13 protein-coding genes and 1 riboswitch are annotated in these 14,844 nt (G+C 73.2%); of the genes, 6 read left to right on the top strand and 7 right to left on the bottom strand.

The genetic code is table 11. From position 1 onward, the window contains the following. Positions 1–59 precede the first annotated feature (59 nt). Positions 60–1,046, top strand: coding sequence for a malate dehydrogenase (locus M0M48_RS01355; RefSeq protein ID WP_257754091.1), 987 nt, complete (start codon positions 60–62; stop codon positions 1,044–1,046). 96 nt (positions 1,047–1,142) lie between these two features. Here the strand turns inward: M0M48_RS01355 and M0M48_RS01350 are convergent, their stop codons facing one another. From M0M48_RS01350 to M0M48_RS01330, 5 genes are all read right to left on the bottom strand, one after another. Beyond that, complete coding sequence (locus M0M48_RS01350; RefSeq protein WP_257754090.1) at positions 1,143–1,376, bottom strand: DUF3017 domain-containing protein; 234 nt, start codon at positions 1,374–1,376, stop codon at positions 1,143–1,145. 89 nt (positions 1,377–1,465) lie between these two features. Next, a complete protein-coding gene (locus tag M0M48_RS01345; RefSeq protein ID WP_215816590.1) occupies positions 1,466–2,341 on the bottom strand; it encodes a bifunctional methylenetetrahydrofolate dehydrogenase/methenyltetrahydrofolate cyclohydrolase in 876 nt (291 codons plus the stop codon). 269 nt (positions 2,342–2,610) lie between these two features. Continuing rightward, positions 2,611–4,200: a bifunctional phosphoribosylaminoimidazolecarboxamide formyltransferase/IMP cyclohydrolase gene (gene purH, locus M0M48_RS01340; protein WP_257754089.1), complete on the bottom strand. Its 1,590-nt coding sequence runs from the start codon at positions 4,198–4,200 to the stop codon at positions 2,611–2,613. A gap of 32 nt (positions 4,201–4,232) precedes the next feature. Continuing rightward, positions 4,233–4,308: riboswitch (ZMP/ZTP riboswitch) on the bottom strand. 11 nt (positions 4,309–4,319) lie between these two features. Next, a complete protein-coding gene (gene purN, locus M0M48_RS01335) occupies positions 4,320–4,934 on the bottom strand; it encodes a phosphoribosylglycinamide formyltransferase (protein WP_215816593.1) in 615 nt (204 codons plus the stop codon). Positions 4,935–4,960: 26 nt separating this feature from the next. After that, positions 4,961–6,280, bottom strand: coding sequence for a cell division protein PerM (locus tag M0M48_RS01330; RefSeq protein ID WP_215816594.1), 1,320 nt, complete (start codon positions 6,278–6,280; stop codon positions 4,961–4,963). A 125-nt stretch (positions 6,281–6,405) separates the two neighbouring features. On the opposite strand from M0M48_RS01330, the gene M0M48_RS01325 reads away from it, so the two are divergent. The 4 genes from M0M48_RS01325 (at position 6,406) to M0M48_RS01310 (ending at position 11,260) form a co-directional block, all read left to right on the top strand. After that, entirely contained in the window at positions 6,406–8,349 is a 1,944-nt protein-coding gene (locus M0M48_RS01325) for a sigma factor-like helix-turn-helix DNA-binding protein (protein WP_215816595.1), read from the top strand. Positions 8,350–8,479: 130 nt separating this feature from the next. Beyond that, complete coding sequence (locus tag M0M48_RS01320; RefSeq protein WP_215816596.1) at positions 8,480–8,989, top strand: RNA polymerase sigma factor; 510 nt, start codon at positions 8,480–8,482, stop codon at positions 8,987–8,989. Next, positions 8,982–10,490, top strand: coding sequence for a hypothetical protein (locus M0M48_RS01315; RefSeq protein WP_257754088.1), 1,509 nt, complete (start codon positions 8,982–8,984; stop codon positions 10,488–10,490). Before M0M48_RS01320 ends, M0M48_RS01315 begins: the two co-directional genes overlap by 8 nt. 68 nt (positions 10,491–10,558) lie before the next feature. Beyond that, on the top strand, positions 10,559–11,260 hold the full coding sequence (locus M0M48_RS01310; RefSeq protein WP_257754087.1) for a hypothetical protein: 702 nt from the start codon (positions 10,559–10,561) through the stop codon (positions 11,258–11,260). A 58-nt stretch (positions 11,261–11,318) separates the two neighbouring features. Here M0M48_RS01310 and sucD read toward each other — a convergent pair whose 3' ends face one another. After that, a complete protein-coding gene (gene sucD, locus M0M48_RS01305; protein WP_215816599.1) occupies positions 11,319–12,215 on the bottom strand; it encodes a succinate--CoA ligase subunit alpha in 897 nt (298 codons plus the stop codon). Between the two features lie 19 nt (positions 12,216–12,234). After that, entirely contained in the window at positions 12,235–13,401 is a 1,167-nt protein-coding gene (sucC, locus tag M0M48_RS01300) for an ADP-forming succinate--CoA ligase subunit beta (protein ID WP_215816600.1), read from the bottom strand. Positions 13,402–13,731: 330 nt separating this feature from the next. Here sucC and M0M48_RS01295 point away from each other — a divergent pair, with 330 nt between their 5' ends. Then, a complete protein-coding gene (locus M0M48_RS01295; protein WP_257754086.1) occupies positions 13,732–14,817 on the top strand; it encodes a M23 family metallopeptidase in 1,086 nt (361 codons plus the stop codon). Positions 14,818–14,844: the final 27 nt, after the last annotated feature.

The following is a 14,844-nucleotide window of genomic DNA, read 5'->3' as shown; positions in this document are numbered from 1 at the left end:
CCGGGCCGGGCGCTGCTAGCGTCGCTGGCAGTCCCATCGCAACCTCTTGAGGAGACCCAGTGAGCACCACCCCGCTCAAGGTGGCCGTGACCGGCGCGGCCGGCCAGATCGGCTACAGCCTGCTCTTCCGCATCGCCTCCGGCGCGATCGCCGGCGACCGTCCCGTCGAGCTGCGGCTGCTCGAGATCGAGCCCGCGCTCAAGGCCCTCGAGGGCGTCGTGATGGAGCTCGACGACTGCGCGTTCCCGAACCTCGCCGGTGTCGAGATCGGCTCGGACCCCGAGAAGATCTTCGACGGCGTCAACCTCGCCCTGCTCGTCGGCGCGCGCCCGCGCGGTCCCGGCATGGAGCGCGGCGACCTCCTCTCCGCCAACGGCGCGATCTTCACCGCCCAGGGCAAGGCCCTCAACAAGGTCGCCGCCGACGACGTCCGCGTGGGCGTGACCGGCAACCCGGCCAACACCAACGCGCTCATCGCCGCGACCAACGCCCCCGACATCCCCCAGGAGCGGTTCTCGGCGCTGACCCGCCTCGACCACAACCGGGCGATCTCCCAGCTGGCCGCCAAGACCGGCGCCGCCGTCACCGACATCAAGCAGATGACGATCTGGGGCAACCACTCGGCCACCCAGTACCCCGACATCTTCCACGCCGAGATCGCCGGCAAGAACGCCGCCGAGGTCGTCAACGACCAGGCGTGGATCGCCGACACCTTCATCCCGACCGTCGCCAAGCGCGGCGCCGCGATCATCGACGCGCGGGGCGCCTCCTCGGCCGCCTCGGCCGCGTCCGCGACCTGCGACGCCGCCCGCGACTGGCTCCACGGCACCCCGGCCGGCGACTGGGTCTCGATGGCGGTCGTCTCCGACGGCTCCTACGGCGTCCCCGAGGGCCTGGTCTCCTCGTTCCCGGTCACCACCGCCAACGGCGACTGGAGCATCGTCCAGGGCCTGGAGATCGACGACTTCTCCCGCGGCAAGATCGATGCCTCCGTCGCCGAGCTGGCCGACGAGAAGCAGGCGGTCACCGAGCTCGGCCTCATCTGAGCCCGAGCGCGACCGCGCACTGACGTACGAAGCCCCGGCCGATCCGCCTGATCGACCGGGGCTTCGTCGCGTCCGGGCCCGTCCGGGACGGACCTGCTAGACGGGCTGCTCGGGGATGCTGCCGGTGAGCAGCACCAGGGCGATCCCGACGCCGACGAGGATGCCGACGTCCAGGAACCGGTGCCGTACGGCGAGCATCCCGGCGTCGCGCTCGGGCAGCACCAGCCGCAGCAGCGCCGCCGCACCGAGGCCGCCCGCGACGATCCGCAGCCCGACCCGCCACTCCCCCACCCCGGCCACGACCAGGCCGGCGCCGACGGCCAGCAGCACGGCGATGTAGCACGCCCCGCCCAGCGTCGAGGGGTAGCGACGGACCGGCGCGACCTCCGGGGTCGGCGCCGTCTCCGGGGACTCGTCGTTCAGTGCGCTGCCTTCCCGCCCTCGCGCGCGGCCTGCTTCTCGGCCATCGCGACCACGTTGGCCAGCAGCATCGCGCGCGTCATCGGTCCGACGCCACCCGGGTTGGGCGAGACCCACCCCGCGACGTCCCAGACGTCGTCGGCCACGTCGCCGGCGATCTTGCCGTCGACCCGGCTCACGCCGACGTCGAGGACGGCCGCACCCGGCTTGACCATGGCACCGGTGATGATCCCCGGCACGCCCGCCGCGGCGACCACGATGTCGGCCTTGCGCACGTGGGCGGCCAGGTCGACGGTACCGGTGTGGCACAGCGTCACGGTGGCGTTCTCGGAGCGGCGCGTGAGCAGCAGCCCGAGCGGACGCCCCACGGTGATGCCCCGGCCCACGACCACGACCTCGGCGCCCGCGATCGGCACCTCGTGGCGACGCAGCAGCTCGACGATCCCGTACGGCGTGCACGGCAGCGGCGCCTCGTTGCCGAGCACCAGCCACCCGAGGTTGGTCGGGTGCAGCCCGTCGGCGTCCTTGGCCGGGTCGATCAGCCCGAGCACCCGGTTCTCGTCGCGCCCCCGCGGCAGCGGCAGCTGGACGATGTAGCCGGTGCACGCGGGATCGGCGTTGAGGCCGGCCACGGCCTCCTCGATCTCGTCCTGCGTGGCCACCTCGGGCAGGTCCACCCGGATCGAGGAGATCCCGACCTCGGCGCAGTCCTTGTGCTTGCCGTTGACGTACCAGCGCGAGCCCGGGTCGTCACCGACCAGCACGGTCCCGAGGCCGGGGGTGATCCCCTGCTCGCGCAGCTTGTCGATGCGGACGCGCAGCTCGTCCTTGATGGCGGCCGCGGTGGCGTTGCCGTCGAGCTTCTGTGCAGTCACGGGGTGATCCTTCCAGATGGAGGCCAACGGCCGGGCGAGCCGGTCGTGAGCCGACGACGAGCCGTGAGCGACGAACGAATTGAGCCGGCTGACGTGGGGACGCCGAGCGACGGAGCGGAGAGAGCGAGGAACGAGCGACCGGAGCGGAGGAATCGGCGTTCCCACGCGCCGGCCCGTAGGCCGCTCGGGATACCTCGCACCGCGCGTACGTCGACCGCGAGGCCGGCAGCGCGGCGCGAGGAACGAGCGACGCGCTCGGCCCAGACAGGCTAGTGGAAGAAGTGGCGGGTGCCGGTGAAGTACATGGTCACCCCGGCCGCGGCACACGCCGCGATGGTCTCCTCGTCGCGCACCGAGCCACCCGGCTGCACGATCGCGGTCACCCCCGCGTCGAGCAGGATCTGCGGCCCGTCGGCGAACGGGAAGAACGCGTCGGACGCGGCGACCGAGCCGCGGGCCCGCTCGACGCCCTCGACGAGCGTGTTGGCGCGCTCGACGGCGAGCCGGCAGGAGTCGACCCGGTTGACCTGGCCCATGCCGATGCCGACGGCGCCGCCGTCCTTGGCCAGGAGGATGGCGTTGGACTTGGCCGCGCGCACCGAGCGCCAGGCGAAGGCGAGGTCGGCGAGGGTCTGCTCGTCGGCGGCCTCGCCGGTGGCGAGCGTCCACGCGGCCGGGTCGTCGCCGGCGGCCTGGAACTGGTCGGTGTGCTGCATGAGCAGGCCGCCGCTGATCGGGCGGGTCTCGACGCCGCCGGCGGTGAGCGGCTCGGCGACGAGGATGCGGATGTTCTTCTTGCCCTGGAGCACCTCGACCGCGCCCTCGTCGTACCCGGGAGCGACGATGACCTCGGTGAAGATCTCGGCGACCTGGCGGGCCATCTCGACCGAGACGGGGACGTTGGTGGCGATCACGCCGCCGAACGCGGAGACCGGGTCGCACTCGTGGGCGCGGCGGTGGGCCTCGGCGACGTCGGTGCCGACGGCGATGCCGCAGGGGTTGGCGTGCTTGATGATGGCGACGGTCGGCAGGTCCCCGTGGTCGTACGCCGCGCGGCGGGCCGCGTCGGTGTCGACGTAGTTGTTGTAGGACATCTCCTTGCCGTGCAGCTGCTCGGCGGCGGCGAGCCCGCCGGGGCCGTAGCCGGAGCGGTAGAGCGCGGCGGGCTGGTGCGGGTTCTCGCCGTAGCGGAGCACGGCCTGCTTGTCCCAGGTGCCGCCGATCCAGGCCGGGAAGCCGGAACCCTCGGAGGAGTCGGTCAGGACCGAGCCCATCCACGAGGCGACCTGGACGTCGTACGTCGCGGTGTGCACGAACGCCTTGGCGGCCAGCGCCTTGCGCTCGGCGTAGGTGAAGCCCTCGCCCTGCGCCGCGGCGAGGGCGCCGGCGTAGTCGGCACCGTCGGTGACGATCGCGACCGACGGGTGGTTCTTGGCCGCGGCGCGGACCATCGAGGGACCGCCGATGTCGATCTTCTCGATGCAGTCGTCGATGCCGGCACCGGAGGCGACGGTCGCGGCGAACGGGTACAGGTTGACCACGACCAGGTCGAACGGCGCGACCTCGAGCTCCTCGAGCTGGGCGACGTGCTCGGGCAGGCGGCGGTCGGCCAGGATGCCGGCGTGCACGCGCGGGTGCAGCGTCTTGACCCGGCCGTCGAGGCACTCGGGGAAGCCGGTGAGGTCCTCCACCTTGGTGACCGGCAGACCGAGGCTCTCGATGAGGGCCGCCGAGCCGCCGGTCGAGACGAGCTCGACGCCGGCGGCCGCGAGGCCGCGGACCAGGTCGTCGAGACCGGTCTTGTCGAAGACGGAGACCAGCGCGCGCTTGATCTTGATCTGGTCGGGCGTGGCGGACATCGAGGGGCTCCTCATCGGTCGGTGGATCTCGATGAGGGCACCCAGGCGATCGATGCCGACTCGTCACTCCCTGGTGGTTGCCCACCTGCGCCAGTCGTGTGCCCTCATCGTACTGAGGTTCAGCCTCCCAGCCGAACCCGCCGGCCGTCGACGGTGAAGCCCTCGCGGGCCATCCGGCCGACCGACTCGACGAGCATGCCCCGCTCGGCGACCTTGATCCGCTCGTGCAGCGTCTCGACGGTGTCGTCGTCCTCGACCGGGACGACGGCCTGCGCGACGATCGCGCCGGTGTCGACGCCCGCGTCGACGACGAACAGGGTCGCGCCGGTCACCTTGACGCCGTACTCGAGCGCGTCGCGGGGCCCGTGCATGCCGGGGAACGACGGCGAGAGCGCCGGGTGGGTGTTGACGGTGCGGCCGCCGAAGCGCTCCAGGAAGGTCTCGCCCACGAGCTTCATGAAGCCGGCCAGCACGACCAGGTCGGGCTCGAAGGCGGCCACCTTGTCGGCGAGGGCACGGTCCCAGTTCTCGCGGGCGGAGAAGTCACCGAGGCGCGCGACGAAGGTCGGTACGCCGGCGCGCTCCGCGCGGGCCAGGCCCTCGATGTCGTCCCGGTCCGCGCCGACCGCGACCACCCGCGCGCCGTACGACGGGTCGGTGCAGGCGTCGAGGAGGGCCTGGAGGTTGGTGCCGGAACCCGACACGAGGACGACGAGGCGAGGGCGAGCGGGCACGGCCGGAGTTTACGGCCGCCGGGGCCTCAACGCCGACGCGGCAGCCGGTCGCGGACAGCACCCAGCCGGGTGCGGACCCACGAGTCGGCGTCGCGCTGCCACCAGCAGACCGCGACCGCGCCGACCACGCCGCCGATCCCGAAGGACGCCATCGAGTGCAGCAGCACGTCGAACGTGTAGGGGCCGACGTCGCGCATCCGGCCGGGGCCGACGGCGCCGCCGGCGAAGGCGGTCAGCGCGGCGAGCAGCACGCCGGCGGTGATGCCGCCCGCGCAGCCGCGGATGGCGGCCTGGTCCCAGGCGAGCACCGGCCGGTCGCGCTGGACCCGGCCGGCGACGTAGACGGCGACGAGGACGGGGGTGAGCATCAGCCAGTCGGTCCACCACGGCTGGCTGCCCTGGTCGGGCAGCGCGGCGAGCAGCGGGAACATCGGCAGCGGGCCGAGCACGACCGCCGTCGTCGAGACCGTGGTCCCGGCACCCACGGTGAACCCGGGGCCGAGCAGGTAGGCGCTGGAGAACAGCAACGCGTTGGGCAGCACGAGCAGGGTCAGCACCACCATGAGCACCACGGCACCGGCGTCGGCGTGGAGCTGGGAGACCACGTTGGCGGCGGTGGAGAAGTCGAGCACGAAGGCGGCCACGAGCGCGACCAGGCAGACCAGCGCCCAGGTGCCGAGGATCCGGCGGGCGACGAGGAGGACGTCGCGCACCATCGCCGGTACGGCGGGCAGCCAGATCGCCGCGCGCCCCGAGCCGGACGCGATCGCCGGTCCGCCCACGGCCAGGCCCAGCAGCACCGACCAGAGCACCACCCGGGACGGCTCGGGCGTGGACGCCGCGGTCGCGGCGACCGAGGCGGTGACCACGCCGACGACGGCGTACCCGACGGTGAAGAGGGCGGCGGCGAGCGGGACGGTCCAGTCCCGGGCGCCGTCGGCGATCCGGTCGGCGTTCGGGCCGTGGCCCGAGACCGACTCCCCCACCCGGTGCCCGACCCGCCAGGTCACCCAGGCGCAGACCAGGGTCAGGCCGAGCGGGATCGCGGTGATCCGGATGCCCTCGACGGCCACCGTCGAGCCGTGCGCGACGAGCCAGCCGTGGGCGCCGACGCGCAGGGCGCCGCTCGGGCTCCCCTCGCCGCCGGCGTCGGTGAGGAACCAGCCGACCACGGCCAGCGCCAGGCAGACCAGGAGCGGCCCGCCCGCGGCGATCGCGCCGCCGATGGTCGCCGTCGGGACCAGCGGACGGGTCGTGGCGAGCTCACGGCGCAGGTCGGCGTCCGACCGGGCGGTGGTACGACCGGACCCGGTCCGGCGCGGGGTCGACTGAGCCTGCAACGTCATGGTCCGACCATCTTCACGCGCGGGCGGCCCGGCTCCGGCCCGCCACGCCGGAGCGACCAAGGACACAGCCGCGAGCCGACCCGTGATTCGAACCGGGCCCCGTCGCGGCGTACGGTGGTGCGGCCATGACCGCGGATGTTCCTGAGAGCCCCACCAGCCCGCAGCCCCGGTCCGCGCACGTCAGCAGCGCGGATCTCACCGCGGGCTTCGACGCCTTCTACCGCGACTCCCGCGACCGGCTGCTGCTCCAGACCTTCGCGCTCACCGGCGACCTCGCCGCGGCACGCAGCGCGGTCCGCGAGGCGTTCGTCGTCTCGTGGCACCACTGGCGCAAGACCGGGCGCCTCGACGACCCCGAGATGGCGGTCCGCCCCGACGCCTGGCGCAAGGCGCTGCGCCGCAGCAGCACCCGCCCCTGGCACCGCAAGAAGGACATCGCCGCCGAGCACCGTGCGATCCTCGACGCCCTCGCCGCGCTCCCCGTCGACCAGCGCAAGGCGCTGCTGCTCACCCAGCTCGCCGCCGTCTCCATGGCCGAGATGGCCCACGAGATCGGGCTGCCGCTCGAGGCCGCCGAGCGCGAGCTCCAGCAGGGGGCCGCGGCGTTCGCGACCGCGCTGGCCATCCCGACCTCCGCGATCCCGCTCTCGCTCAGCTCGCTCGGCGACGCCGTGCGCTCGGTGACCTGGCCGCGGGTCACGATCATCCGCCGCGCCGGGGCCGCCCGGCGCCGGGCGCACACCGTCATCGGCGGCGCCGCGGCCGTGGTCGCCCTCGTCGCCGGCGGCGCGGTCGCCCACGACGCGACCGGCGACCGGCCCACGCTCGACCGGGCCGACCTGCCGTCGGTGACCTCGACCCCGCGCCCACCCGGCCCGGCCGTCACCACGCTGCCCGACACCGCCCTGCTCCCCGTCGAGGTCGTCCAGGACGCGCTCCCGGGCCGCGGCTGGCAGCAGGGCACCACCACCGACAACTCGGCCGGCAACGGCCTGGTGCTGCCCTGCCAGACCGAGCGGTACGCCGACCCGCAGGGCACCTCCGCCTGGGTCCGCACCTTCCGCAACAGCGCCAAGCCGCGCGCCGCGCGCGGCGTCGTCCAGCTCGCGGAGGCCTCCTCGGCCGAGCCGCGCGCGATCCGGACCTACCGCCGCGCCCTGCGCTGGTTCACCACCTGCCCGACCCCGGCCGACAAGGACGCCGCCCCGCCGCGGATCCAGCTCGTCTCGACCGCGGCGCTGCCGGGCGTCGGCGACCAGTCGGCGCTGGTCGTGCTGCGCTCGCGCGCCGACCGGACGACGTACGTCGTGGGGGTGGCGCGGACCGGCCTCTACACCACCGTCACCTCGCTGAGCGCCAAGGTCGCCCCCGGGCAGCCCGGCCGGGTGGGCGTGGCCCAGCTCCTGGCCACCGCCGTGGGCCGGATGTGCGCCAACGCCGACGGCGGCGCGTGCGCCCCCGACAAGCCCAAGGTCGTCGACAGGGCGCCGTACCGCACGGGCGACGTCCCCTGGATGCTCTCCGAGCTCGACCTCCCGCCGCTCACCCAGGACCCCGGCCCCTGGGTCGGCACCCCCGCCGCCAAGCTCACCGAGGACCGGATCGACTCCGGCGCGGTCGGCTGCGACACCGTCCACCTGTTCGGCAAGTTCCGCAACCAGCCGGTCAAGGACAACCAGTTCCGCACCTTCGTGCTGAGCGACGCCAAGCTGCCCCCCGAGGTCGGCCTCACCCAGACCGTCGGCACGCTGCCCACGGGCGCGGCCCGGGCGTTCGTCGCCCGCTTCCGCGAGCAGATGGCCGCCTGCCCCGACCTCGACGCCACCGCCGGCACCGAGGTCGAGGAGCTCGCCCACGACGGCGACACCCTCTCCGCCTGGCACCTCAGCACCGCCCTGCCCGGCGACCGCACCGTCGAGTACGACGTCGCCGTGGTCCGCCGCGGCACCTCGGTCTCGGTGCTCGTCTACGTCGCCGCCCCCCGCGCCCGGATGGCCAACCCCGACTTCGTGGCGCTCACCCGCCGCTCCGTGGAACGCTTGGCCGTCATGGGGACGCCCGCCTCCTGAGCCCGCCCCGGGAGCGCGGAGGAAAAACCTCGCGCCCCCGTGCAACCGGGTCGACCGCACCGGCGTATCACTCCCGAAAGCCCCGCACGGGGCCGCGACGGAGACCAGGTGGTCCCAGAGGAGGTGCGACGTGGAAGCCAGCGACTTCGACGACTTCTACGCCGCGTCGTTCCGCCGGGTGACCGGCCAGGTCTACGCGATGATCGGTGACTTCGACGAGGCCACCGAGTGCACCCAGGAGGCCTTCGCCCGGGCCTGGGCCCACCGCCGCAAGCTCGACAAGGCGGAGTACCCCGAGGCCTGGGTCCGCACCACCGCCTACCGCCTCGCCGTCAGCCGCTGGCGCCGCCGCAAGCGCGGCGAGCGGGCCCCCGACCGGGCCCTGCAGGACATCGGCACGGCCGCCGCCGTCGACGAGTCGCACGTCGCCCTCGTCGCGGCCCTCAAGCAGCTTCCGGAGGCACAGCGCCAGGCGCTCGTCCTCCACCACATCGCCGACCTGCCCGTCCACCAGGTCGCGGCCGAGGTCGGCGTACCCGAGGGAACCATCAAGGCCCGGCTCAGCCGGGGACGCGCGGCGCTCGCCACCCTGCTGGCCGACGAGTCCGGGCTCGCGGGAGGAGGGGTGACCCATGCCTGAGCAGCACGACCCGATCGAGGAGCTCTCCCGGTTCGGCGCCGGGTTCAGCACCGGCCATGGAGGTGGCGAGATGCCCCTGTCCGCAGCCGACGTACGCCGCCGCGGCGACCGGATCCGGCGTCGCCGTACCGCCCTGGTGGCGGGGGCCGCGGCCTTCGCCGTGGCCGCCGTGACCGTCCCGGTCCTCGCCCTCTCGCTCGACGGCTCCCACGGGGACGACAGCCGGGTCGCCAACGACCGCGCCAAGGCGCTGTCCGAGGCGGACCTGCTCACCGACGACGACACCGTCTACAGCGACGGCGCCGACTGGTTCACCATCGACACGTTCGAGGGCGACGGCCAGGAGGCCTTCCAGCTCTGCGCCCGCAGCAACCTGGCCGGGCTCGGCGCCGGCACGATCCTCCAGCGCCGCTACGAGCTGCGCAACCTCGAGGACGGCGCGCCCAGCGTCTCCGGCGACGAGTTCCGCGAGGTCATCGCGCAGTTCCCGAGCGCGGCCGAGGCGGACAAAGCGCTCCAGACCGTCGCCTCCTGGATCACGGACTGCGGCAAGCACGCCAAGGCCAACGGCACCCCTGAGTACCGCGTGCTCCAGACGACCCCGGTCCCGACCGGGCTCGACGACAGCGAGGCTCAGGTCATCGACGCCCACTACGGGCCGGTGCCGAAGGAGATCGACCCCTCCGGCGACGCCGCCTACATCGCCGAGACCGGGCTGGTGCGGGTCGGCAACCGGATCGCGATCCTCGACTCGCGCATCGTCGGCCAGGACTACACCTTCCTCGACGGGACGCCGGTCACCCGGATGATCCCGCGGGCCGCCGAGCTGCTCCTGCCCGGCACCGCCCCCAAGGCCACGGTGACCGCGACCGGCTCCGCCGCGCCCTCCGACTCCGCCGACCCTGGGGACCCCGCCGCCCCGGCCGGAGCCACCGCGATCCCCGACGACCTCCCGCTCGCCGACGGCTGGCCCCAGGTCGACGGCGACGGCTCCCTCGAGGGCCCCGCGCGCGGCCAGGAGGCGTTCGCATTCGCCCCGTGCGGCACCGACGTCCCGGACGCTCCCGCGCCGGTCGACCGGGTGACGGCGCGGTGGCAGGAGCCGGAGGACTTCCGGGGGCGCCAGCTGTCGACGTACGGCTCGGCCGCGGAGGCGCGGAGCGCGGCGGACGCCATCGTCAACGCCTACCGCGCCTGCCCCACCGGTACGCCGGACTCGGCCGGCTTCGTCAGCCACCACACGGTGGCCGACGGGGACCTCGGCGACGAGTCCTGGATCCTCGGCCGCTCGTCGACGTACGACGGCTCGCCGGCCCCCGGCCTCGACATCACCTATGTCGTCCGGGTGGGCAACGCCCTCCTGCTGCTCACCCAGGCCAGCGAGGGCGGCGCGTCCGACCCGGCCGGGGACATCGTCACCCAGGCCTCGCAGACGGCCGACGAGGCCGGTGCGGTCGTCACCAGCCTGTGCCGGTTCGTCGGCAGCGCCTGCCGCGGCTGAGCCCGCCGCACCTCGCCTCTCCTCTCCCCCTCCCTCCACCCTTCGAGCACCACGAAAGGGGTACCGCTGTGCGCCGTCACCGCCGGACCACCCACCTCCTCCTCGCCGCGACCCTGGTCGCGACGCCCGCCCTCCTCGCCGGCTGCGGCGCGGACGACAAGACCCCCGCCGCCACCGACACCACCGGCGCCGACGCGCTGACCACCGCGGTGCTGCTGACCGACGACGACACCGTCTACAGCGACGGCGCGGACTGGTTCCGCACCGGGACCGGCGAGGGCGACGGTCAGTCGGTCTTCAACCCGTGCGCCGAACAGTCCCTGGCCGGCACGGGCGCCACGAGCGTCGTCCGCGCCGACTACGAGCTGCGCAACAGCGAGGCGGGTGCCCCCGAGGTCGGCGGCGACTCCCTGATCCAGGTCGTCGCCCGGTACGACGACGAGGCCGCCGCCACCCGGGCCTGGTCCCGCGTCAACGGCTGGCTGGAGGAGTGCGCGTCGCGACCGGCCGAGCTGCGCGAGTACCGGGCGCTCCAGACGCGCAAGGTGGCCGTCGCCGGCACCGACGCGGTCATCACCGACGCCCACCTCGGGCCGGTCGCCGAGGAGGTCGACCCGTCGGGCGACGCGGCGTACATCATGGAGACGGGGGTGCTGCGCAAGGGCACCGAGCTCGTCGTGCTGACCTCGGTGATCGTCGGGCAGGACTACGACTTCGTCGGCGCCACGCCGGTCGAGCAGATGCTGCCGAAGGCGGCCGACCGGCTCTGAGCAGACGACGAAGGCCCGCCACCCCGGGGGGTGGCGGGCCTTCGCGCTGCTCTGTGCGTCAGAGCGACTGCAGGATCTCCCGAGCCAGCGCGGCGGTCTCGGACGGCGTCTTGCCGACCTTGACGCCGACGGCCTCGAGCGCGTCCTTCTTCGCCTGGGCGGTGCCCGCGGAGCCCGACACGATGGCGCCGGCGTGGCCCATGGTCTTGCCCTCGGGGGCGGTGAAGCCCGCGACGTAGCCGACGACCGGCTTGGTGATGTTGGCCTTGATGTAGTCCGCGGCCCGCTCCTCGGCGTCGCCGCCGATCTCGCCGATCATCACGATCACCGACGTCTCCGGGTCCTCCTCGAAGGCCTGGAGGGCGTCGATGTGCGTGGTGCCGACGATCGGGTCGCCGCCGATGCCGATGGCGGTCGAGAAGCCGAAGTCCCGCAGCTCGTACATCATCTGGTAGGTCAGCGTGCCCGACTTGGAGACGAGACCGACCGGGCCCTTGCCCGCGATGGTGTGCGGCGTGATGCCGGCCAGCGACTCGCCCGGCGTGATGATGCCGGGGCAGTTGGGGCCGATCATCCGGGTGGACTTGCCCTGCAGGTACGACCAGACCTCGGCCGTGTCCTGCACCGGGACGCCCTCGGTGATGACGACGATCAGCGGCATCTCGGCGTCGATCGCCTCGATCGCGGCGTCCTTGGTGAACGCCGGCGGGACGAAGAGGACCGACACGTTGGCGCCGGTCTCCTTGATCGCCTCGGCGACCGTGCCGAAGACCGGGAGCTCGACGTCGGCGCCGCTGGCGTCCTTGTGCGAGACGGTCGTGCCGGCCTTGCGGGCGTTGACGCCACCGACGATCTGAGCGCCCGAGTCGAGCATCAGGGCGGTGTGCTTGGCACCCATGCCGCCGGTGATGCCCTGGACGATGATCTTGCTGTCCTTGTTGAGGTAGATGCTCATGTTCTCTGCTCCCCCGGCCTCAGGCGTTCGCCAGCTCGGCGGCCTTGTCGGCCGCGCCGTCCATGGTGTCGACCTGCGTCACGAGCGGGTGGTTCAGCTCGTTCAGGATCGCGCGGCCGGCCTCGACGTTGTTGCCGTCGAGACGGACGACGAGCGGCTTGGTGGCCTTGTCACCGAGGAGCTCGAGGGCGCCCTTGATGCCGTTGGCGACCTCGTCGCACGCGGTGATGCCACCGAAGACGTTCACGAAGACCGACTTGACCTGCTCGTCGTTCAGGATGACGTCGAGACCGTTGGCCATGACCTGCGCGTTGGCGCCGCCGCCGATGTCGAGGAAGTTGGCCGGCTTGACGCCGCCGTGGTTCTCGCCGGCGTACGCGACGACGTCGAGGGTGCTCATGACCAGACCCGCGCCGTTGCCGATGATGCCGACCTGGCCGTCGAGCTTGACGTAGTTGAGACCGAGGTCCTTGGCCTTCGCCTCGAGCGGGTCGGCCTCCTCACGGATCTCGAACTCCTCGTGCTCGGGGTGACGCACCTCGGAGGCGTTCTCGTCGAGCGAGACCTTGCCGTCGAGCGCCTCGAGCTTGTCGCCGGCGAGGCGGGCGAGCGGGTTGACCTCGACGAGGGTCGCGTCCTCCTCGACGAAGACCTTGTAGAGGTCCTCGATCATCTTCACGGCCTGCTCGAAGACGGCCTCGGGGAACTTCGCCTCGGTGGCGATCTCCCGGGCCTTCGCCGCGTCGACGCCCTTGCCGGGGTCGATGCCGATCTTCTTCACGGCGTCGGGGTTGGTCTTGGCGACCTCCTCGATCTCCACACCGCCCTCGACCGACGCGATGCAGAGGTACTGCCGGTTGGACCGGTCCAGCAGGAAGGAGAAGTAGTACTCCTCCTCCGGCGGGGTCGCCGGGGTGACCAGGACGCGGTTGACCGTCAGGCCCTTGATCTCCATGCCGAGGATGTTGGACGCGTGCTCGAAGGCCTCGTCCGCCGTCTTCGCGAGCTTCACGCCACCGGCCTTGCCCCGGCCACCGGCCTTGACCTGCGCCTTGATGACGGTCACGCCGCCGATCTGCTCGGCCGCGGCCCGCGCCTCCTCGGCGGTCTCGACGACCGTCCCGAGGGTGGTGGCCACGCCGTGCTTCGCGAAGAGCTCCTTCGCTTGGTACTCCATCAGGTCCACTGATACGTCCTCACGTCTTGGTCAGAGGTTCGGTGCACGCAGCGGCACACCCCCGGGCACGATAGTCCTGACCCACGAGTAGGACGAGTCCAGGACGGACAAGGTGATGGGTGTCACGCGCCGCTCACGGCGGTTTGCCCGTTCGCCGGTCATCCCCAGGTTCCACCCGTACGATTTCGGAGGCGTCCCGGCATCGGCTATCGTCGGCACGCATGTTTCACCCGGCCGTCACCCGACGGCCACCTCGGTCGGAGCAACACTCGGACGCCTCGGTCGGCACCCCAGGGTCGGAACGGCCTGCACGATCGTCCACCAAGGAGTCAGCAGTCGATGGGTAACCACCGAGCGGATCACCGCGCCTCGCGCGCCCACTCGACCCCCGACTCCGGCTCCCCCAGCGGCGCTGCGTACGTCGGCAAGCGGGTCGCCCGGCGTCCCGAGATCGCCGCGGAGACGCCCTCGGCGTACGTCGGCAAGCGCGTGGCGCGCCCCGCGACGCCGACGCCGGCCCCCGTCGAGATCGCCACGATCGAGGCTCCCCGCCTCGACCGGGCCCCCACCGTCGAGCTCCCCGCCCTGCGCGACATCCCGCTCGCCGACCCGATGACGGACTCCTCCGCCGGGCTGCGCGCGGTCGCCCCGAGCGGCAAGCGGCGCGCCGTACGTCACGCCGGCTCGCGCGGACCGCTCTTCCGCGGCCTCCCGACCCTGCCCGTCGCCGTCGGCGTGGCCACCCTGGCCGTCGCCATCGGCGGCGTCGTCACCTCCGCCGACCCCCAGCTGGCCTCCGCCGGCGACCGGGTCAGCGCGGCCAACGCCCTGACCGGCTCCTTCGGCAACGCCGCCGTCGGCACCCGCAGCGAGACCGTCAGCCGCGACTCCGACCGCGACGCCCTCGCCCAGTCCGCCGGCACCGACCTCGTCGCCGAGGCCGAGCGCTCCGCCGAGGAGCGCACCAGCGCCCTCGGCAACCTCGCCCAGGCTGCCGAGAAGGAAGCCGCCGAGATCGCCCTCAACCGCTGGGTGCTCCCGGTCGACCCCTCGGTCTACCGCCTCACCGCCCGCTACGGCGAGTACGGCCTCTGGTCGAGCTACCACACCGGTCTCGACTTCGCGGCCCCCACCGGCACCCCGATCCGCGCCGTGACCAACGGCACCGTGACCTCGGCCAGCTTCGACGGCGCCTACGGCAACAAGACCGTGATCACCCTCGACGACGGCACCGAGCTCTGGTTCTGCCACCAGAGCGCCTTCGCGGTCTCGGCCGGCGACAAGGTCCGCGCCGGTGAGCTGATCGGCTACGTCGGCGGCACCGGTCACGTGACCGGTCCCCACCTGCACCTCGAGGTCCGCCCCGGCGGCGGCGACCCGGTCGACCCCGATGCGGCGCTGCGCCAGCACGGCGTCACTCCCTGACCTCACCTGACCGGATCTGACCTGAGC

Source organism: Pimelobacter simplex (assembly GCF_024662235.1).
GTDB lineage: Bacteria > Actinomycetota > Actinomycetes > Propionibacteriales > Nocardioidaceae > Nocardioides.
Note: the sequence above shows the minus strand (reverse complement) of the source record. Positions and strands in the feature narration are given on the sequence as shown.